Annotated in this window: 21 protein-coding genes; 9 read left to right on the forward strand and 12 right to left on the reverse strand. The window is 33.7% G+C overall.

Annotation, left to right across the window (positions count from 1 at the left end; translation table 11 throughout):
* Window positions 1–367: 367 nt before the first annotated feature.
* Entirely contained in the window at window positions 368–1,051 is a 684-nt protein-coding gene (locus K8B81_RS13720; RefSeq protein WP_223682154.1) for a response regulator transcription factor, read from the reverse strand.
* A gap of 233 nt (window positions 1,052–1,284) precedes the next feature.
* On the opposite strand from K8B81_RS13720, the gene K8B81_RS13725 reads away from it, so the two are divergent.
* The 4 genes from K8B81_RS13725 (at window position 1,285) to K8B81_RS13740 (ending at window position 6,951) form a co-directional block, all read left to right on the forward strand.
* Window positions 1,285–4,074, forward strand: a complete 2,790-nt coding sequence (locus K8B81_RS13725) for a TonB-dependent receptor (RefSeq protein WP_223682155.1) — start codon at window positions 1,285–1,287, stop codon at window positions 4,072–4,074.
* Window positions 4,075–4,248: 174 nt separating this feature from the next.
* Window positions 4,249–5,439 carry a hypothetical protein gene (locus K8B81_RS13730; RefSeq protein ID WP_223682156.1) on the forward strand — a complete coding sequence of 397 codons (1,191 nt, stop codon included), beginning with the start codon at window positions 4,249–4,251 and terminating at the stop codon, window positions 5,437–5,439.
* 105 nt (window positions 5,440–5,544) lie between these two features.
* Window positions 5,545–5,880, forward strand: a complete 336-nt coding sequence (locus K8B81_RS13735) for a T9SS type A sorting domain-containing protein (protein WP_025571362.1) — start codon at window positions 5,545–5,547, stop codon at window positions 5,878–5,880.
* A 90-nt stretch (window positions 5,881–5,970) separates the two neighbouring features.
* Window positions 5,971–6,951, forward strand: a complete 981-nt coding sequence (locus K8B81_RS13740) for a LuxE/PaaK family acyltransferase (protein WP_223682157.1) — start codon at window positions 5,971–5,973, stop codon at window positions 6,949–6,951.
* Here the strand turns inward: K8B81_RS13740 and K8B81_RS13745 are convergent, their stop codons facing one another.
* The 3 genes from K8B81_RS13745 to tyrS are packed head-to-tail and all read right to left on the reverse strand — an operon-like array spanning window position 6,952 to window position 8,739.
* The gene (locus K8B81_RS13745) at window positions 6,952–7,155 is read right to left on the reverse strand and encodes a type II toxin-antitoxin system RelE family toxin (RefSeq protein WP_223682274.1); all 204 of its coding nucleotides are present in this window, start codon (window positions 7,153–7,155) and stop codon (window positions 6,952–6,954) included.
* A gap of 49 nt (window positions 7,156–7,204) precedes the next feature.
* A complete protein-coding gene (locus K8B81_RS13750; RefSeq protein WP_223682158.1) occupies window positions 7,205–7,411 on the reverse strand; it encodes a hypothetical protein in 207 nt (68 codons plus the stop codon).
* Between the two features lie 32 nt (window positions 7,412–7,443).
* A complete protein-coding gene (gene tyrS, locus K8B81_RS13755; protein ID WP_223682159.1) occupies window positions 7,444–8,739 on the reverse strand; it encodes a tyrosine--tRNA ligase in 1,296 nt (431 codons plus the stop codon).
* Window positions 8,740–9,071: 332 nt separating this feature from the next.
* On the opposite strand from tyrS, the gene K8B81_RS13760 reads away from it, so the two are divergent.
* A complete protein-coding gene (locus K8B81_RS13760) occupies window positions 9,072–10,073 on the forward strand; it encodes an NAD-dependent epimerase/dehydratase family protein (protein WP_223682160.1) in 1,002 nt (333 codons plus the stop codon).
* Here the strand turns inward: K8B81_RS13760 and K8B81_RS13765 are convergent.
* From K8B81_RS13765 to K8B81_RS13775, 3 genes are read right to left on the reverse strand one after another with little or no spacing between them, the layout of a single operon-like run.
* Entirely contained in the window at window positions 10,068–10,565 is a 498-nt protein-coding gene (locus tag K8B81_RS13765) for a DUF4296 domain-containing protein (protein WP_223682161.1), read from the reverse strand. The genes K8B81_RS13760 and K8B81_RS13765 overlap by 6 nt on opposite strands.
* A 7-nt stretch (window positions 10,566–10,572) precedes the next feature.
* Window positions 10,573–11,913, reverse strand: a complete 1,341-nt coding sequence (locus K8B81_RS13770) for a dihydroorotase (protein WP_223682162.1) — start codon at window positions 11,911–11,913, stop codon at window positions 10,573–10,575.
* A gap of 10 nt (window positions 11,914–11,923) precedes the next feature.
* Complete coding sequence (locus K8B81_RS13775) at window positions 11,924–12,649, reverse strand: polyprenol monophosphomannose synthase (RefSeq protein WP_223682163.1); 726 nt, start codon at window positions 12,647–12,649, stop codon at window positions 11,924–11,926.
* A gap of 108 nt (window positions 12,650–12,757) precedes the next feature.
* On the opposite strand from K8B81_RS13775, the gene K8B81_RS13780 reads away from it, so the two are divergent.
* From K8B81_RS13780 to K8B81_RS13790, 3 genes are all read left to right on the forward strand, one after another.
* On the forward strand, window positions 12,758–13,435 hold the full coding sequence (locus tag K8B81_RS13780; RefSeq protein ID WP_223682275.1) for a DUF4271 domain-containing protein: 678 nt from the start codon (window positions 12,758–12,760) through the stop codon (window positions 13,433–13,435).
* Between the two features lie 11 nt (window positions 13,436–13,446).
* Window positions 13,447–14,196, forward strand: coding sequence for a uroporphyrinogen-III synthase (locus tag K8B81_RS13785; protein ID WP_223682164.1), 750 nt, complete (start codon window positions 13,447–13,449; stop codon window positions 14,194–14,196).
* 210 nt (window positions 14,197–14,406) lie between these two features.
* The gene (locus K8B81_RS13790) at window positions 14,407–14,877 is read left to right on the forward strand and encodes an Lrp/AsnC family transcriptional regulator (protein WP_163395318.1); all 471 of its coding nucleotides are present in this window, start codon (window positions 14,407–14,409) and stop codon (window positions 14,875–14,877) included.
* Window positions 14,878–14,997: 120 nt separating this feature from the next.
* On the opposite strand, the gene K8B81_RS13795 is transcribed toward K8B81_RS13790, so the two are convergent.
* The 3 genes from K8B81_RS13795 to K8B81_RS13805 form a co-directional block, all read right to left on the reverse strand.
* The gene (locus tag K8B81_RS13795; protein ID WP_223682165.1) at window positions 14,998–15,684 is read right to left on the reverse strand and encodes a zinc metallopeptidase; all 687 of its coding nucleotides are present in this window, start codon (window positions 15,682–15,684) and stop codon (window positions 14,998–15,000) included.
* A 101-nt stretch (window positions 15,685–15,785) separates the two neighbouring features.
* Window positions 15,786–16,415: a response regulator transcription factor gene (locus K8B81_RS13800; protein WP_223682166.1), complete on the reverse strand. Its 630-nt coding sequence runs from the start codon at window positions 16,413–16,415 to the stop codon at window positions 15,786–15,788.
* Between the two features lie 13 nt (window positions 16,416–16,428).
* Window positions 16,429–18,417 carry a sensor histidine kinase gene (locus K8B81_RS13805; protein WP_223682167.1) on the reverse strand — a complete coding sequence of 663 codons (1,989 nt, stop codon included), beginning with the start codon at window positions 18,415–18,417 and terminating at the stop codon, window positions 16,429–16,431.
* Between the two features lie 178 nt (window positions 18,418–18,595).
* Between K8B81_RS13805 and K8B81_RS13810 the strand changes: the two genes are divergently transcribed.
* A complete protein-coding gene (locus K8B81_RS13810; RefSeq protein ID WP_223682168.1) occupies window positions 18,596–18,997 on the forward strand; it encodes an MmpS family transport accessory protein in 402 nt (133 codons plus the stop codon).
* A gap of 76 nt (window positions 18,998–19,073) precedes the next feature.
* On the opposite strand, the gene K8B81_RS13815 is transcribed toward K8B81_RS13810, so the two are convergent.
* Both K8B81_RS13815 and K8B81_RS13820 read right to left on the reverse strand, forming a co-directional pair.
* A complete protein-coding gene (locus K8B81_RS13815; protein ID WP_223682169.1) occupies window positions 19,074–19,253 on the reverse strand; it encodes a hypothetical protein in 180 nt (59 codons plus the stop codon).
* Between the two features lie 33 nt (window positions 19,254–19,286).
* On the reverse strand, window positions 19,287–19,559 hold the full coding sequence (locus K8B81_RS13820; RefSeq protein WP_223682170.1) for a hypothetical protein: 273 nt from the start codon (window positions 19,557–19,559) through the stop codon (window positions 19,287–19,289).
* Window positions 19,560–19,686 lie beyond the last annotated feature (127 nt).

Raw genomic sequence — 19,686 nt, forward strand, 5'->3', positions numbered from 1 at the left:
ATGAATCTCCCTTCGTCTTTTCTCCTACTGGATATTCTGGATATTAAGTCTTGCTTAATTCCTTACATTCTGTTCAGACTCTAAAAGATAAAAAAGAATGAGGTAGTTTCTTATATCGAATATACTTCTTGGAGTTATTTTATAAATAATTTACTCACATTCTTTTTCACTTCATAATTCAAATCTATTGACTTTTAAAACTCAAATCAATAACTTCGCAAACATAGGAGTGATATAAGTTCATTTAAAAAAGCCAACCTTTGCCAAAATTTAAAACTTTGACAAAGATTGACTTTGATTAGAGCACAAACACTATAAATTAAATGAACTTATATCACTTATATGGTGTAATTTTTTTATTGAATATTTAAGCTTCAAATTTATAGCCAACTCCTTTTATGGTTTTAAAAAGGTCTTCGCCAATTTTTTCGCGTAATTTTCGGATGTGTACATCAATAGTTCTTCCGCCTACTACCACTTCATTTCCCCAGACTTTATCTAAGATTTCATCTCTTTTAAATACTTTTCCAGGTTTGGAAGCCAGTAAATAGAATAATTCGAATTCTTTTCTTGGAAGGGAAATCTCAACATTATCCTTGATGATTTTGTATTCTTCGCGGTTGATTTCGATTCCGCCTACGTTTAAAGTATCTGTAATTACTACCTGTTCTTTTAACCTTCTTAACAAAGCCTTTACTTTGCTTACCAGTACTTTCGGTTTTATTGGCTTTGTGATGTAATCATCAGCACCGGCATCAAAACCAGCTACTTGAGAATAGTCTTCGCTTCTTGCGGTTAAAAATGTTATGATAACGTTATTTAATTCCGGAATTTTTCTAATGTGTTCACAAGCTTCCATCCCGTCCATTTCGGCCATCATTACATCCATAATAATAAGTTCCGGTAATTCTTTCTGAGCTTTTGTGATTGCCTCTTTTCCATTTGAAGCGGTAACAATCTGATAGCCTTCCTGGGCCAGGTTGTACCCTACAATTTCAAGAATATCCGGCTCATCATCAACTAACAAAATCTTGGTTTGTGTTTTTTTCATAAATAGCAAAAATTGAAATTTTTACATCAAATTTTATGTGTTATGGATTTGATGTTTTTGAATTGCGATGGTAAATATAATATAAAAACAACGGTTAAAAAGTCGTGTTAACGGTAATTTAATCTGGTAACAATTTGATAATCTACAAGACACAAAAACATAACAAGTGCCTAACATGAACTTTACAGTGTGTGTATTTCTTTGCACCAAAATAAATTAAACACAACACTGAAATGAAATTCAATTTAAAATTTCTATTTATTACATTATTTATCTGTACGATTTCGATCGCACAAAACAAAGGTACGATTTCTGGTGTATTAACCGACAAAGAAACTAATAATGAAGTACTTCCTTTTGCAAATATTTTAATTAAAGGAACCAACATTAGTACCAACACTGACATTGACGGGAAATATTCCTTATCCGTAAATCCGGGAAATTATACTGTTATCTTTAGTTTCGTTGGATATGAATCTGTAGAAAAAGCTGTTACTGTTAAAGCAAATGAAACAATTACTGTTAACCAGGTATTATCTGCCGGAGGTTACACACTGAAAGATGTAGTTGTAAAGTCATCAGGAGGAAACAGAGAAAAAGAAACTGCTTTGCTTTTGGAACAAAAAAATGCTGTCGTTATTAAACAAAGTATCGGAGCACAGGAAATGTCCAGAAAAGGAGTTAGTGACGTTGAAGACGGACTAACAAAAATAACCGGAATTACGAAAGTAGACGGAAGAGGTTTGTTCATTAGAGGACTTGAAGACCGTTACAATAATTTATTGGTTAATGATTTACAGACTCCATCAAACAGTCCGTTTAAGAAAATCATTCCATTGGATTTATTTCCAACTGATATTGTTGGCGTTTTAAATATTTACAAAACATTCAATCCAAACATTTCCGGTGATTTTGCTGGAGGTACTGTAAACATTGAAACTACACAGCCTAAAAATATTACCAAACTTAATGTGGGTTTTGGATACACCACAAACAACAATCTTAAAAAATTCTTGCTTTCTGAAGATGCAAAATCTACAAAAGGTACTTTTGGATTAATTGGAGACGATAGAGAATTATCCGGAGTTTTCGGTTCTGTTCCTAGTAGTAAAAAATTATCTCCGAATGAATATCACAATGCCTATGATAACAAAAACTGGGATGTTAATGAAACGGCAAGTCCTTTAAATTCAAGCATTGGTTTTTTACACTCACAAAAATTTGATCTTGAAAAAGAAAGAAACTTCAGTTATATCATGTCATTTAACTTTGACAATAAATATATTTTCAGAGAAGGAGTTGACAGAACTTTTAACTTAGGTCAGGGTAATTATGACAACAATTTAATTAATACTCAATACTCTTACCAAACTACATTCTCAGGTTTAGCCGGTTTAAAATATAAAACCAACAGACTGAACCTGAATTTTACAAGTTTGTTCATTCAGGCTACCGAAAGTTTGATTCAAGATCAGTTAGGATACACGAACAGTTTAGCAAATGTAGACAACAATCTTATCAGAGGGAATCAATTTGAAGAATCCAGATACTGGAATACTCAGTTGTTTGGGGATTACAAATTAACAGAAGACGGAAAACAGACAATAAAAGCTGGAGGCTCTTATGTAAAAACAGGATTTCAACAGCCAGACAGAAAATTTATTACAGGCCAGAAAGTGAGTGATACCGACATTAATATGTCATACGGAGGAAACAACTTGAACCGTCAGTATTTAGATGTAAACGGAAACTTCTACTTCTCGGCTATAGCAGAATACAACCTGAAATTTGGAAACAAAGAAAAACAAAACAATTTATCAGTTGGGTATAATAATTTCCTAAACGACATGCAATCAAGCTATCGTTTCTTTTCTGGAAGAAGAAACTTAGCGAAGAATTACACCGCTAACTTAAATACCATTAGTACGTCAATCAATGATGATATAGACAACGGAATTGTATATGTTCAGGAAGAATCTAATGGGGACTACAAAGTAAAACTAAATCAGTTTGTAAATGCAGGATACTTCAATTTGTATTACACTTTTGGAGAAAAATGGGATTTAAATGCAGGACTAAGAGCTGAAAATTCAACTCGTGAAATTAAGTACAGAGAACAAGGTGATCCATTTGGAAGCGCTTATCGTAAGAAAACGGATGAAAACTTAGATATCCTTCCATCGATAAACACTAAATATGCCGTAAATGAGAATAGTAATCTTCGTGCTTCTTTAAGCAAGACCATTACAAGGCCTGTTGCTATGGAATTACTGCCAATCAACTACATCAACCCAGATGCAACTTCTGTAAGTGGTAACTCAAACTTATTGAACAGCAATAATTACAACGCGGATTTTAAATATGAATTATTCCCAAACAGTAAAGAATTGTTTGCTATTGGAGCTTTCGGAAAATTAATTGAAAATCCAATCGAAAGAGTTTTCAAACCAACTGCAAATAGTGGAGGTCAGATTACAACTTTCAAAAACTCTGAACAGGCCGTTATTTACGGTGCTGAAATTGAAATGATTTTAACATTAAACAGAATTAACGAATCATTATCAAACTTTACGTTTGGTTTCAATACTTCATTAATGAATACTGATGTAAAAATTGATTTAACCCAACAGGGAAATGAATTAGAAAACAGCAAAAACCGTAAACTTCAGGGTGCCTCAAACTGGATGATTAATACAGACTTGAAATATGAGTTTACTTTAAACAAAGAGTGGAAAAACACAATGACATTGGTTTACAATGTGTACGGAGACAGAATTTTTGCAGTAGGTTCATCAGGAATGGATCATATTTATGAAAAATCATTTAGCAAGTTAGATTTTGTGTGGTCAAGTACACTTTCTAAAAACATCGACTTAAAATTTTCAGCAGAGAATTTACTTAATCCTTATTACAGAAAAGAATTAGGAAAAAACAGTACTATCGACATTACCGAAGACTCATTAGTACTTCGTGAATATAAAAAAGGAGTTGGTTTGTCAGTAAACATTGGATATACATTTTAATCTAAAAAAGAGCTTTACGGCTCTTTTTTAGTTAAAGTACATAACACAAAATTTACATCGAGTTGATTGTTATATAATACTTTGATAACAATTAGCTAACTAAATTTTGGAATCCCAAAGGTACTTTTGAAACAAATAATAACACAAAAAAAATATAATTAAAATCATTCAAAAATGAAAAAATTAGCAATCAGTCTTACTTTTTTAAGCTTAATTTTCGCAAGTTGTTCTTCTAGCGATGATGACACTGTAACTCCTCCTCCAACAGGTTCAGGAGAAATCACCGGAGACATTACTGCTTCAAAAACATACATCAAAGGTACTTACACATTGAGTGGAACTGTGAGAGTAAAAAAAGATGTAACATTAACTTTTGAAGCCGGATCAGTAATTACGGCAGATGCAACAAACGGAGCGGATGCTTTATTGATAGAAAAAGATGGTAAATTAGTTATAACTGGTACTGCAGCTGAACCAGTAGTCTTTACAGAGAAATCTAAAACTCCAGGATCTTGGGGTGGAATTATAATATTTGGTGATGCACCAATCGTTTCTGGCAAAACAGCTGATGGGACTCCTATTACTACAGCGACTTCAGAAGACGGGACAAACATTGTTTACGGAGGATCAAATGCTTCTCACAGCAGTGGTTCATTAAAATACGTTCGTGTAGAATATGCAGGAAAGAAAATCCTTGACGGAAACTCAGAAATGAACGGTTTCTCTTTCTATGCAGTAGGATCAGGAACAGTTTTAGAAAACTTAGTATCTTACAAAGGAGCCGATGATGGTTTCGAATTTTACGGTGGAACTGTAAGCGCTAAAAACTTAATTTCATACGGAAATACAGATGATTCTTTTGACTGGCAAGATGGCTGGCAAGGTCAGGCAAATACTAACTGGTATGCTTACCAAACAGGCGCTGGAAATTTCGGAATGGAAATCGAAGCAAAAAGTGTAAACAATGCTTTCTTTCCTAAAGTTTCTAACATTACTTTAAGAAGAGCTGCCGGGACAGCAGTTGAAACTGCAGGTACTGTAGAATATGATGCAATCCAATTCAAAAAAGAAGGAAATGGTGAATATTCTAACATTGTAATATCAGGATTTACTACAACAGGAGCTGTTGCTGTTAGAATTCAGGAAGCTGCTACAAATACTAACCAGGTTACTGGTGGAAAAATTAAAATTTTAAATGTAAAAGTTGATGATGCTGCTACTCCTCTAACAGGAGCTGGAGCTGCAGGTTTTACAGTTGCTTTTCCAACCGGAAACTGGACAACAAGCACAACGGCTACAGGAGCTGCTTTAACCCCTGGTGCATGGGCAATTGTTGACGGTGTAAACTTATTAGAAAAGTTATAAGACTCACTTATAAATTGTTAAAAACATCCTAAATATTTAGGATGTTTTTTTTTGGTGTAATTTTTGAAAACTTTTTTTGTATATTTACTTATCTAAAATCATGCGATGGCAAAAAATTACTTTTATATTACTTTCTTACTGGCTTTTTTCTTTACTGTAAGCATCTCAGCTCAGGATAATAAATCAACGCCTAAAACTCAGGGAACTCCTATAGAGGGTCTAAGCTTGTATCCTAATCCTGTATTAAATGGAAAAGTATATATTACTTCAAAAAACGATCTTGAAAAAGAAATTATAATTTTTGATGTTTTAGGAAAAAAAGTACTTCAGACACATTTGACTTCAAAAGAACTTAGTATTCCTGATCTCACACCAGGAGTTTACATCATAAAAATAAGCGAACAAGGCAATTCGGCAACGCGAAAATTAATTGTTCGATAACCATAGAAAATATACTTTTAAGCTCCATACTTTGGAGCTTTTTTATTGCGCTTACACCTACAATAATTTATACCTTTGTAAAAAAAAGTTTTGATTACAGCCAACGATATATTTACCATTTCAAGTCACAAACAATTTGAAAAAATAGCACTAAAAGTGTTTCGTTTTCAGCATGAGAACAACAAAGTATATCGTAATTTCTGTGATTTTTTAAACGTAAATGTACAACAGGTAAAATCGCTGGAAAAAATTCCGTTTCTGCCGATTCAGTTTTTTAAAAGCCACGAAGTAGTTTCAAATTCCGATTTCCCTCAGGTAACTTTTACCAGCAGCGGTACTACCGGAATGGTTACAAGCCGACATTTGGTTACTGATGTTTCCCTATATGAAGAAAGCTACCGAAAAGGCTTTTCACAATTTTACGGCAATATCGAAGATTACGTTGTTTTAGCCCTCTTACCATCTTATTTAGAACGCGATGGCTCTTCGTTAATTTATATGGTCGAAGACTTAATAAAACTATCGAATCAGCCTGAAAGCGGGTTTTATTTGCACAATCATGACGACTTGATCAAAAAACTGACTGCCCTTGATGAATCCGGGCAGAATGTGATTTTGATTGGTGTTACTTATGCCTTACTGGATTTGATTGAAAAACATCAATTCAGCCTTCAGAACACCATTATCATGGAAACCGGCGGAATGAAAGGCAAACGTAAAGAAATGATCCGCGAAGAACTGCATGAACAGCTCTGCAAAGGTTTTGGCGTTTCTTCTATTCATTCAGAATACGGTATGACCGAACTTTTGGCGCAAGCTTATTCTTTAGGTGAAGGTGTTTTTGAATGTCCTTCCTGGATGCATATTCTGGTTCGTGATCCGGAAGATGCTTTGACGTATGTAAAAGACGGAAAAACAGGCGGAATCAACGTTATTGATTTAGCCAATATCAATTCTTGTTCTTTTATTGCCACGCAGGATTTAGGCAAAAAAAATCCCAACAACTCTTTCGAAGTATTGGGACGTTTTGATAATTCTGATATACGTGGGTGTAATTTGATGGTTCTTTAATTATTCATAAATATCTTTTCGATGTCCTAAATCGATAACATCTATCAAAAGCACATCGTCAAATATTTCATAAATTACTCTGTAATCACCAACTCTAATTCTATAACCAGGTCGGCCTTTCAGCTTTTTATAACCTTGTGGTCTTGGATTTTCGGCTAAGTCATAAATATGTTCTTTAATCGCAGAGTAATAAGGTTCATTGATTTTATTAAAGCTTTTAAAACTTTATTTCGAAACTCAATTTTATAACCCATTATTTGGCCATTTTTCGCTTTTCTTCAATAATTTTGAAAGCTTCATCTATAGAAATCCTAAAACCATCATCATTTCTCTTAGCTTCATCATACAATTTTACATCTTCTAAATCCTCTAATTTTTCGAGAAGCTTATTATACTGTTTTATTGGCAACAAAACAGCTGTTCTGTTTCCTTTATCGTCTGTTATAAATTGTGTCTTCATGATTTAAAGTGCATTTAGGTAAAGTTACAGATTTATTTCACTCTAATCACAAAATAATTCTTCTTTCCGCTTTGTAATAACACAAACTGATTGTTGATCAAATCATTTGCAGTTAACACAAAATCTTCTTTGATTTTTTCTCTGTTTACTGAAATAGAATTTGCAGTTAACGCGCGTCTTGCTTCTCCGTTTGATTTAAAGAAACCCGTTTTTTCGTTTAAAACTGTAATGATCTCCAAACCGTTTTCTAAATCTGCTTTTGCGATTTCTGCTTGAGGAACTCCGTCAAAAACTTCTAAAAAGGTTTTTTCATCCAGTTTCTTCAAATCCTCAGCAGTTGAATTTCCAAACAAGATATTCGAAGCCTGAATCGCTTTTTCCAATTCTTCTTTACTGTGAACAAAAATCGTGATTTCTTCGGCTAGTTTCTTTTGCAAAACTCTTAAATGAGGTGCCGTTTGATGTTCTGCAATTAAAGCTTCAATTGTTTCTTTATCTAAAAAAGTAAAGATTTTAATGTATTTTTCCGCATCAGCATCAGTTGCATTAACCCAAAACTGGTAAAATTTGTAAACCGAAGTTTTATCAGCATCCAGCCAGACATTTCCTCCTTCAGATTTCCCGAATTTAGAACCATCTGCTTTTGTGATTAAAGGTGTTGTCAATGCAAAAGCTTTCGCATTTTCACCGCCCATTCTGCGCACCAATTCTGTACCTGTAGTAATATTTCCCCACTGGTCAGAACCTCCCATTTGCAAAAGGCAGTTGTTGTTTTTATATAAATGATAAAAATCGTATCCCTGAATTAACTGGTAAGTGAATTCTGTGAAAGACATTCCCTCTCCTTCTCCGTTAATTCTCTTTTTAACAGAATCCTTCGCCATCATGTAATTTACCGTAATACGTTTTCCAACTTCACGGGCAAAATCAATAAACGAGAATTCTTTCATCCAGTCATAGTTATTCACCATGATTGGAGCATTTGGTTCGCTTGAATTAAAGTCTAAGAAACGTGACAGAACACTTTTGATTCCGGCAACATTTTTAGCTAAAGTTTCTTCGTTCAACAGATTTCTTTCATCAGATTTTCCGGATGGATCACCAATCATTCCGGTTGCACCACCCACCAAAGCAACGGGCTGATGACCAAAATTCTTTAAATGAACCAGCAAAATAATCTGAACCATACTGCCAATATGCAGCGAATCTGCCGTTGGATCAAAACCAATATAAGCCGATGTTACCTCTTTTAGCAATTGTTCTTCCGTTCCTGGCATGCTATCATGGTACAAACCGCGCCACTTTAATTCTTCAACTAGATTCTTCATTTTAAAATATTTTTGCGCAAATGTAATCAATATCAATTTCAATGGCAAAAAACAATGGCAATGTCAAATTCAAAAAGCAATGACAACTTCAAAAATCAATCGCAATATCAAAAATCAATAAATTTTAAATTCTAAACTTTAAAAAATTCCAAATTCCAATTTTTTCAAGGGCTGTTTACATTTCGTTTCTGTTTTGTGAAAATAACACCGTCAGGAATTACACTGATTAGAACTACATCAACAGGGAAATTCGTGTAATTTGGGGTAAAAAACTTTGAGCCTTTGCACCTTTGTAACTTTGTAACTTTGCCTCAAAACAGTATCTTTACAAAATGGTATTAGTAACAGGAGGAACCGGTTTAGTTGGCGCACATTTATTGCTTCATTTGATTGAAAATGGAGAAAATGTCAGGGCTATTTATCGCAGCCAAAACAATATCCAAAAAACAAAATCGGTTTTTGAATTGTATAAAAAAGCCGATTTATTCAAAAAAATCCATTGGATTGAAGGTGATATATTAGACGTTCCTTCCCTGGAAACTGCTTTTATCGGTATAGAACACGTTTATCATTGCGCTGCCTTGATTTCGTTCGATCCAAAAGATGAGGATGCACTTCGAAAAACCAATATCGAAGGAACTGCCAATATGGTTAATTTTTCTTTAGTAAAAGATGTAAAGAAATTCTGTTTCGTGAGTTCCATTGCTGCTTTGGGAGATTTACAACTCCATGAAACTTATATTACCGAAGAAACCGACTGGAATCCGGAAAAACCACACAGTGACTACGCTATTTCAAAATACGGTGCCGAAATGGAAGTCTGGAGAGGTGTTCAGGAAGGTTTAGATGTAATCATTGTAAATCCCGGCGTCATTTTAGCTCCCGTTGCAACAAAGTCAATTTTTGAACACGGAAGCAATGAACTGTATGTAAAAATAAGTAAAGGCCTTTCATTCTACACCCTTGGAAAAAGTGGATTTATCACTATAAATGATGTTGTAAGAGTTGCTTTTGAGCTAATGAAAAGCAATATAAAAAACGAACGTTTTACTCTAATTGCTGACAATATTGTGTTCAGGGATGTTCTCAATACGATTGCTGAAGTTTTAAAAGTAAAAAAGCCAACAATTCACGCCACGCCATTACTCATGAATATTCTATGGATTGCTGATGGCATATTTTCAACATTATTTTTTCAAAAAAGAAGCCTCACGAAAGCAACAGCAAAAGCTTCGTATTCGAAAAATCTGTATTCGAATGAAAAAATAAAAACCGCTCTTGGAACGGTTTTTCTGGATGTACATCAGTACATAAAAGAAACATCGAAATTATAATCCTTTATGCTGAAGTTTTCTCATTCTTCTTATAGAATCGATGTTGACTTTTTTAATTACTTTCTTTTTGACAGAATCTTTAGGAGTTTCTTTTAAGTTTTTCTTTTTAGCTTCAGCTGCTTTTTTAGCTTTAGCTTTTTTTTCTTCAGCTTTCAGCTTTTTTTCAGTACTCTTTTTTTCTTTATCCAGCCTCGCATTTATTTCATCAAACATTTCTTTATAGCTATCATAATCAGCTGCATAATAGATGTTACTTTGCGCAAATTGCAGACTGTCAACCTTATATTTTTTAAAAATAAACTTTGTTGGGTTAGATGCAACTGAATCCAGCGACAAAGGCTGCTGGTATTTTATGGCTTCCAAAAGAGATAAATCATATATTATATCGATCATCTTATCTTTCTCTATAAGTTTAGCAGGCTCCCTGACCAGCTCTTTTTTACAACTTACAGAAAGAAATACAACCAATATTATAAATACAAAATTCTTCATTTGCAGTTTATCTGTTAAATAATAATCGTTTTCCGGCACGGATATCTTTTACTTTAAAATTGTTATAAACCATTACTCCGTTTACAAAAGTATGTGTAATTCTCGATTTGAAAGTAAAATTTTCAAACGGAGACCAACCGCATTTATACAATATATTATCTGGTTTTACACTCCATGGCAAACCTGGATTTACAATAACCAAATCTGCATAATAACCTGCTTTAATAAAACCTCTTTTTTCGATTTTAAAAATCTTCGCAGGGTTATGGCACATTTTCTCTACGATTTTTTCCACCGTGATTTTACCCTGATGGTACGCTTCAAACATCGCAACAACCGCATGCTGCACTAAAGGTCCACCTGAAGGCGCTTTTAAATAAGACTGTAATTTTTCTTCTTTTGTATGTGGCGCATGATCGGTTGCAATAACATCAATACGACCATCATTCAGGGCTTTCCAAAGTTCTTTTCTGTCATCAGCCGTTTTTACTGCCGGATTCCATTTGATAAAATTACCTTTTGTTTTGTAATCTTCATCGGTAAACCAAAGATGATGTACACAAACCTCAGCTGTGATTTTTTTCTCTTCCAACGGAATTTTATTGGTGAACAATTCCATTTCTTTTGCAGTTGAAAGATGGAAAATATGCAGACGCGCTCCAGTTTTTTTAGCCAAAGCCACTGCTTTTGAAGACGAAATATAACAAGCCTCAGCACTACGGATCAGGTTATGTGCCGTAACCGGAATATCATCTCCGTATTTTTCTTTGAATTCGGCCAAATTATTCTGAATCGTAGTTTCGTCTTCACAATGAACCGCAATCAGCATTGGTGTACTTGAAAATATTTTTTCTAAAGTCTCTTCTTTATCAACTAGCATATTCCCTGTTGAAGAACCCAGGAAAATCTTTATTCCGGCAACATTTTTAGGATTTGTTTTTAAAACTTCCTCCAGGTTATCATTGGTTGCCCCCATCATAAACGAATAATTCGCAAATGATTTTTGGGAAGCAATTTGGTATTTATCTTCTAAAATTTCCTGTGTAACGGCATTCGGAACTGTATTTGGCTGCTCGATGAAAGAAGTAATTCCTCCAGCTACAGCAGCTCTCGACTCCGATTCAATATCCCCTTTATGTGTCAGTCCCGGTTCCCTAAAATGCACCTGATCATCAATGGCGCCCGGAATCAAATAATTGCCTTCTGCATCTATTACTTTACAATCAGATGATTTTAGACTGATGCTGTCAGCAACTTCAACAATCAAGTCATTTTCTATTAAAACATCACCTTCAAAAATTGTCCCTTCGTTTACAATTTTGGCATTCTTAATTAAAATCCTGTTCATCGCCGTTCGTTTATAGTGTATTGAATAATTTTTTTAATCGAAGTGAAATAACTCCAAGTATTGCTTCTTTAATAATAGCATTGCTCATTTTTGAGACTCCTTTTGTACGATCGGTAAAAATAATCGGAACTTCTGTTATTTCAAATTTACCACAATAAGTTCTATATTTCATTTCGATTTGAAAAGCGTATCCAACAAATTTGATTTTATCGAGATTTATCTTTTCCAGAACTTCTCTTTTATAACATACAAAACCTGCTGTCGCATCATGAATTTTCATTCCGGTAATAAACTTTACATAAACCGAAGCAAAATAAGACATCAATACCCTGCTAAGAGGCCAGTTTACTACGTTTACTCCTGTAACATAACGTGACCCTATAGCTAAAGAAGCACCTCCAAGACGACAGGCATCGTATAATTTTTCAAGATCATTTGGGTTGTGTGAAAAATCAGCATCCATTTCAAAAATGAAATCATATTTATGTTGCATAGCCCATTTGAAACCATGAACATAAGCCGTGCCAAGACCAGATTTTTTAGCTCTTTTTTCCAGAAACAGTTTCCCCGGAAATTCTTCCTGAAGCGCAGTTACTTTATCAGCCGTGTGATCTGGCGAATTATCATCGATAATTAAAAGGTGAAAAGATTTATGTTGCGAAAGTACAGCACGTACTATACTTTCTATGTTTTCAATTTCGTTATAGGTAGGAATTATGACAATACTATCACTCATTTTTTCTGCGTAATTTCACCGCAAAAGTAAACTTTTTTATAGCATTTGGTTCATAATAAATCTATAATAAAACTATTGACACAAAAAATCACTAATTTTGCAAATGTTATGATGGAACAGCTTCACCTCAGGATAATAGAAAACAAAGATTGGGCAACACTTTTATTTGTGTTGGCTTTTGCTGTTGTTGCGATTACTAAATCAGCATATGAAAACAGATTTAGCGAATTTACCAAACTTATTTTCTCAGATAAGTACGTTAAAATTTACCGCGACGTTTCACATCTCAAAAGCAGTTTTACAGTAGCCTTATTTTTTGTCCAAATTATTTCGTATGCCTTTTTCATACAAATTACAATGCACATCTTTGAGTTTCCGGTAAAAACAGAAAAAACAGACTGGATGCTTTTTACCCAAATTGTCACTTTTCTGACCTATTTTATATTAGCCAAGTATTTAATTGAAAAAATCGTAGGAACTTCTTTCAACATTAATGAATTTGTAGATGTTTTCAACTTACAAAAAGCAACTTACAGAACGTATATTGGTTTATTAATCCTTCCCGTTAATGCAATTTTGTTCTATCATGACGATATTCCTAAAATCATACCATTAGCAATCATAGGCGTTTCAGTATGCATCAGTATGTTTTCATACTTTATTTCAATTAAAACTTATCAAAATACAATAATCAATAAATTGTTTTATTTTATTTTGTATCTTTGCGCTCTTGAAATAGCCCCTTATTATTTCCTGTATTATTGGATTACTAAGGCGGCTCAGTAAATGTCTATAATATGAAAGTGAAAACAATTTTGGTGTCACAGCCTGAACCTAAAGTGGAAAACTCCCCTTACTTTGAGCTCCAACAGAAACACAAAATAAAAATTGATTTCAGACCTTTTATTCATGTGGAGGGAGTTAGTGCAAAAGAAATCCGATTACAAAAAATCGATCTTAATCATTACACTGCAATTATTTTAACAAGCCGAAATGCTGTTGATCATTTTTTCAGAGTTGCTGAAGAGATGCGCTACAAGGTTCCTGAAGGATTGAAATATTTTTGTCAGTCTGAGGCCGTTGCTTTTTACCTGCAAAAATATGTAGTGTACAGAAAACGTAAAATTTACGTTGGCGCGAAAGATTTTGCAGATTTATCTCCGCTTATTAAAAAATATAAGGACGAAAAATTCTTATTGCCGGCCTCTGATCAGTTAAATGCTGATGCACCAATAACTTTAAACGGTTTGAAAGTTGACTGGGCACAAGCTATTTTCTACAGAACCGTAATGAGCGACTTATCAGATTTAGCAGACGTTTATTATGATGTTTTGGCTTTTTTCAGTCCAACCGGAATAAAATCATTGTTTAAAAACTTTCCTGACTTTAAGCAAAATAACACCCGAATTGCTGTATTTGGAAGCACAACTCAAAAAGAAGCTCTGGATCACGGTTTAAGAATTGATATTCTTGCCCCAACTCCTGAAACTCCTTCTATGACAATGGCCCTGGAAAAATACATTGCCGAAGCAAACAAAGCGAAATAAATTCTAAAAATATACAATCTTAAAATTCCAAATTCCAGCTTAACACTTGGGATTTGGAATTTTAATTTTACAACAATCCTATCCCTTTGGAATTTGGAATTTGAGATTTGGAATTTAAACAATATTAGAATTTCCTTTTTCAGAGCAATTTAACTACATTTGATTTCTATTCTAAACTCAAATTACAAGAATAGTTTCAAATTTTAAGCTATGAAAATTAATTCCCTCTTAATTGAAATTGACGGTATCGACAAAGAAATCCTTCGATATCTTATGGACGATGCCCGCAAGCCTATTCTTCAAATTGCGAATAAAATAGGTATTTCGGGAGCAGCAATTCATCAGCGTTTGAAGAAGCTGGAACAATCTGGTGTAATTTCAGGATCAAAATTCACTGTAAACCCAAAAGTTTTAGGCTATAATACCATGGCGTTTATAGGTGTTTATCTTGACAAAGCTTCAGGAAATTCTGAAGCTGTAAAAGAACTTAGAAAAATTCCTGAAGTTTTAGAATGTCATTATACCACCGGAAACTGGTCGGTTTTGATTAAAATTATCTGTCGTGACAACGAACATTTAATGCAGCTTTTAAATACCAAAATCCAGGCAATTGAAGGAGTTTCGAGAACTGAAACCTTTATTTCACTGGATCAGCAGATTGACAGGCAGATTCAATTGTAATTAGATAATGTGTCAATTTGATAATTAGATATTTTTTAATGCTATAATAAAAGCCGGATTGATTTTAAATTTATCCGGCTTCTATTATTATCTAATTGACTAATTATCTCAATTATCCAATTAGTTTCTCCTGCTTCCTGAATAAATCGAAATATAATACAACAACGTTGCAATTGAACCAATAGCTGCTACCACATACGTTCTCGCTGCCCATTTTAATGCATCTTTTGCACCCGCCTGCTCTTGTTGTGTCAGCATTCGTTTATTTTCTAACCACGCGAGCGCACGATTACTTGCATCATATTCGACTGGTAAAGTTATAATTGTAAATAATGTTGTTGCGGCAAAAATCACGATACCTACCAACAATAATTGCGGAAAAGTCCTGATCATCAGGATTCCGGCCAATAAAATCCATTGTACATAATTGGATGCTATGCTTACAATAGGCACTAATGCTGAACGCATTGTGAGCCACTCATAACCAATTGCATGCTGCACCGCATGTCCGCACTCGTGAGCCGCAACTGCTGCGGCTGCCGCATTTCTGTGATTGTAAACTGCCTCGCTTAAATTAACCGTTTTATCTGCAGGATTGTAATGATCTGTTAATTGACCCGGAGTCGAAATCACACGAACATCGTAAATACCATTGTCTGCCAGCATCTTTTCGGCAATTTCCCTTCCGCTCATGCCGTTCTGCAATTGCAGTTTAGAGTATAATTCGAATTTGCTTTTTAATCTTGAACTTACCAGCCAGCTGAATAACATAATAGCCCCGGCAATAATTAAATATCCACTTCCCATGATTTTATTTTATTTGATTGAATCTAAATTTACAAAACGATCTGCAAATTATGAACCATTTTAACAAAATGTCATTTTGGCATTTTTATACCCATTCTGTCTCAGTTCAGCATATTGTTTTTGAGTAGAAAAGCAATTAGTTCTGCCACATTTTTCATTTTATATTTTTGAAGAATATTACGACGATGGGTTTGAACAGTTAAAAAACTTAGAAATAAATCGTCGGCTATCTCCTGGGTTGACTTTCCTTGTGATAACAATAGTGCAATATCACGTTCTCTTCTGCTTAAAGCCGGAATACGCTCTAAATCTTCAGATAATGGCTGGCTAATTATGGTTTTTACTTCTTCACTAAACACAATTTCCCCTTCGATTGCTTTATAAATACAGTCTTTGAATTCGTTAAAAGAAGCACTTTTCAGAATGTAACCATTTCCTCCATTCTGAATAAACTGCATCACCAGGCTTCTTTCAGACTGACTGCTCATCCCGATAATTATAATTTTAGGATATTTCTGCTTGATTATTTTACATAAATCAACTCCATTTAGTATCGGCAAAAAAATATCCATCAAAATTAAATCAACCTCATGGTTTTCGATGTAATCCAACAGTTCAGTTCCGGATTGAAATTTTTGAACTATTTCAATATTTTCCAAATCCGACAATAAACCTTCAATTCCTGAAATAACTATTGGATGATCATCTATTATTACCGTTTTGTAGCTCATAATTGTTTTTGGATTATATTTTTAATTCGATATAAGTTGATGTTCCTTTACCAGCAACTGAATCTATTTCTAATTTTCCGTTTAAGAAAGCTACACGGTTTTTAATGTTTTTAAGCCCCATACCTTCTTGTTTTTCAGTGGATTCCACATTAAATCCTATACCATTATCTTCCACTGTAATAAAGAAAACGTCTTTGTTTTGTGAACAGGAAACCAAAATCTGTGAAGCCTTTGCATATTTTAGAGCATTATTTAAAAGTTCCTGTATAATTCTGAAAATCATTATTTTAAAATGCTCCGGCAGAGTTGATTTTTTAACCAGATATTGAAATTCAATTGTTGTTTCAGGATTGGAATGTGAGGCACATAAATCTTTTAAGGCGTGTTCAAGTCCTAACTTCATTAAACTTTCCGGCATTAAATTCTGAGAGATATTCCGAAGCTCCTTAATCGAATCATTAAGCATTGCATTTACATTCGGATTCGTTTCGTTGTTTTCACGACTGGTTATACTCAAATGCATTTTCAAACCCGAAAGCATGCTTCCGAGTCCGTCATGTAAATCTCTTGCAATCCTTTTTCTTTCTATTTCTTCTCCTTCAATCAGGGCATTTGAAACGGATAATTTCTGCTGATTCTCCAATGCGTTCATTTCCTGAATATGGTTCATTTCTTTTTGAAGGCTTAGCTTTTTCTGATAATTATTCCAGTTCCACAAAAACAAAACCGTCAAAAACAACAGAAATGAAAGAACAGCAAAAAGAATCATATTAAGCCTGTTATTATTTACCTGCAAAACAGCTTTTTCATTTTCGGACTGCAGCAAACTTATTTTCTTTTCGCTTTCTGCTTTTTTATATTTTGCTTCAAGTTCAATGATTTCATTTTTTAATTTAGCATTATTAAGACTATCATTAATCACATTATATTTATTCGAATAAAAATAAGCCTTTGAATAGTCTTTAGTGGCATTATAAACCTTCGACAATTCCTTGTAATAGTTCTTTTTATCTACTGTAAAAGAGGTGTTTTTAATTAGATATTCCAGATTATTTATGGCTTTATCGAAATTTTTAAGTTTAAAAAGTACTTCATATTCTGCAAATTTCAATCTGTTAAGTGCGACAAGATTGTTATGATTTTGAGCTGATTTTATTCCTTTTCCAAAGCTTACAAGCGCTTCATTAAACTTATTTTGCTTGGAATAATATACGCCTTCTGAATAATAATAAGAATCATTGAGATTGGATTGCGGATAATTTTTTAAGATTGAAAAAGCACGGTCCAAAATTACTTTTGCATCATAAAAATGTTTGAGTTCAAGTAAGTTTTCGGCATTGATAATATAAGTCTCCATTTTCGACTCTGCAAGTGTTGCCGATTTTTTGGTTGTATTTTCTATATATCTTTGCGCCTCTGCAAGATATTCTGAAGCCTTTTGACGCTCATCATTGTTCATGAAAATAATGGCAACAGCTTTACTCAAACCGCTGATCAGCTCAAAATCGCCACTTTTCTTAGCAATTGGAATCGCTTCATTTACAAGTAGTTTCATATAGGCATTTTCATTGTTCTTATGCTGTTGTATAATACCATAATTCTGCAGCACAATGGCACGGAGCTTATACGCTTCTTTGTTTCTGTATTTTTTTAATTTGTTATTCGCATTCATTAAAGCTTTTTCATAGCCGTCTAAATCTCCCTTTTCAATAAAACTATAAGCATTGTAGTAAAGAGAAGCATCTCTTAAAAAAGGAAATTTCATCTTTAGCCGGTTCGCCTGCGCGAGATATTCTTTAGATTTTTTGACATCCTGAACCATCAAAAACAATTTTGACAATCTAAAACTATTCAAACATTTGATACTGTCAGACTTGATGTTCTTAGTAACATTTGCAACACTGTCAATATATACAGTGTCATCATCTAAGGAAAGGATTACTTGTGAGTTGGAGATTGCAGAAAAAAACAGGAAAAATAGAAAGGCGTATAGTTTCTTCATAAATGTGGCATTTTCTCAAAGTTATTAAAGCTTAATGACTTTCAAAAAGAAATCCTTCTCTTTTACCTGAAATCAGGTAGTAAAAAATACATTTTATCAGGTATTGCCGGCTGCTTTTTAAGCTTCTAACTTTGAGATAGAATGAATTTTAAACATAAATTAGTAAAGAAAATTAAACATGAAAACACATTTGAAACAAATTATGTTAATGCTGACTCTTGTATTTACATTTGCTTCCTGCAGCAGCGATGATAACGATAACGACTCTGTAAACAGATCAAGAGATGTTAAATATGAAATAACAGGAAATTATACCGGAAATCTTGATGTAACTTATCTTGAAAAAGGAGGAAATGCCGTAATCGAAGATATTACAAAACTTCCCTGGACTAAAGAATTTACTGCTGAGGCTAAATCCATGGGAGCATCATTAAGTGCAAGCGGATATGGGGGAGCACCAGGACAAACACTAACTGGAAAAATTTATGTTGGAGGCAAGTTGGTAAACGAATTACCTGTGACAGCGACAAATGATGGTATAATTGTATTAAATCTTACACCATACGTTTTCCCACAATAAATTTAGATAGATTAGAATTTAATTTATTCGTTTTTGGTAAAAGAAAAGCTTCGTAATGACACGAAGCTTTGTCTTTTTATGATTCTAACTGATGTGTTGCCTCTTCGAATCTCTGAATGAGACTATTTATTTTGTCCTGCTGTTTTTTAATTTGTTTAGGGCGAATAAAAAACCAGTTGAATAAAATCCATAAAAACGTTATCCCATAAGTTAACCCTGCTCCTAAAATAGTCATTCGGCTAGCGTATTCATACATATATAAGCCAATTCCGGCACTTAGCATCACAAATTACAGGCTCATCATATTAGTTTGTAAAAATTGCTGTTTCTTTTTAATTAAAACTAACTTTTGGAGGTAATCATGATTGGTCGTAGTTGCGTCAATATCTTTATATTTCCCAAATAATTTATTGTAAACTAACAGATAAACCACCATAGCGAGAATGGCCAAAACGATTCCGATCTTAGTTGATATTAACTGAGGCTTAAAATATATCCAGATAAAAATTATAAAAATACTTGTTGCCAAAAGCATGATATTGGTCATCCATAAACTGCGCAAGGCCGCTTTTTTAAACAAGGGCTTTCAAATTTCAATAATTAAATTCCAATATTGACTAGTGATTTTACCGCAAAAGAGCGCAAAGGTTTACGCAAAGAACGCGATTTATTTTTCTCGAAAAGGAGCA

It is taken from the genome of Flavobacterium hibisci (assembly GCF_020026925.1).
In the GTDB taxonomy this organism is placed as follows: domain Bacteria; phylum Bacteroidota; class Bacteroidia; order Flavobacteriales; family Flavobacteriaceae; genus Flavobacterium; species Flavobacterium hibisci.

Excerpts from the sequence above, each read along its gene's own strand:
- K8B81_RS13805 (WP_223682167.1), bottom strand. The coding sequence starts at position 18,417 with ATGAAGAAACTATACGCCTTTCTATTTTTCCTGTTTTTTTCTGCAATC.
- K8B81_RS13815 (WP_223682169.1), bottom strand. The coding sequence starts at position 19,253 with ATGTATGAATACGCTAGCCGAATGACTATTTTAGGAGCAGGGTTAACT.
- K8B81_RS13795 (WP_223682165.1), bottom strand. The coding sequence starts at position 15,684 with ATGGGAAGTGGATATTTAATTATTGCCGGGGCTATTATGTTATTCAGC.
- K8B81_RS13810 (WP_223682168.1), top strand. The coding sequence starts at position 18,596 with ATGAAAACACATTTGAAACAAATTATGTTAATGCTGACTCTTGTATTT.
- K8B81_RS13785 (WP_223682164.1), top strand. The coding sequence starts at position 13,447 with ATGAAAGTGAAAACAATTTTGGTGTCACAGCCTGAACCTAAAGTGGAA.
- K8B81_RS13760 (WP_223682160.1), top strand. The coding sequence starts at position 9,072 with ATGGTATTAGTAACAGGAGGAACCGGTTTAGTTGGCGCACATTTATTG.
- K8B81_RS13775 (WP_223682163.1), bottom strand. The coding sequence starts at position 12,649 with ATGAGTGATAGTATTGTCATAATTCCTACCTATAACGAAATTGAAAAC.
- K8B81_RS13720 (WP_223682154.1), bottom strand. The coding sequence starts at position 1,051 with ATGAAAAAAACACAAACCAAGATTTTGTTAGTTGATGATGAGCCGGAT.
- tyrS (WP_223682159.1), bottom strand. The coding sequence starts at position 8,739 with ATGAAGAATCTAGTTGAAGAATTAAAGTGGCGCGGTTTGTACCATGAT.
- K8B81_RS13750 (WP_223682158.1), bottom strand. The coding sequence starts at position 7,411 with ATGAAGACACAATTTATAACAGACGATAAAGGAAACAGAACAGCTGTT.
- K8B81_RS13800 (WP_223682166.1), bottom strand. The coding sequence starts at position 16,415 with ATGAGCTACAAAACGGTAATAATAGATGATCATCCAATAGTTATTTCA.
- K8B81_RS13730 (WP_223682156.1), top strand. The coding sequence starts at position 4,249 with ATGAAAAAATTAGCAATCAGTCTTACTTTTTTAAGCTTAATTTTCGCA.
- K8B81_RS13735 (WP_025571362.1), top strand. The coding sequence starts at position 5,545 with ATGGCAAAAAATTACTTTTATATTACTTTCTTACTGGCTTTTTTCTTT.
- K8B81_RS13725 (WP_223682155.1), top strand. The coding sequence starts at position 1,285 with ATGAAATTCAATTTAAAATTTCTATTTATTACATTATTTATCTGTACG.
- K8B81_RS13770 (WP_223682162.1), bottom strand. The coding sequence starts at position 11,913 with ATGAACAGGATTTTAATTAAGAATGCCAAAATTGTAAACGAAGGGACA.
- K8B81_RS13780 (WP_223682275.1), top strand. The coding sequence starts at position 12,758 with ATGATGGAACAGCTTCACCTCAGGATAATAGAAAACAAAGATTGGGCA.
- K8B81_RS13790 (WP_163395318.1), top strand. The coding sequence starts at position 14,407 with ATGAAAATTAATTCCCTCTTAATTGAAATTGACGGTATCGACAAAGAA.
- K8B81_RS13765 (WP_223682161.1), bottom strand. The coding sequence starts at position 10,565 with ATGAAGAATTTTGTATTTATAATATTGGTTGTATTTCTTTCTGTAAGT.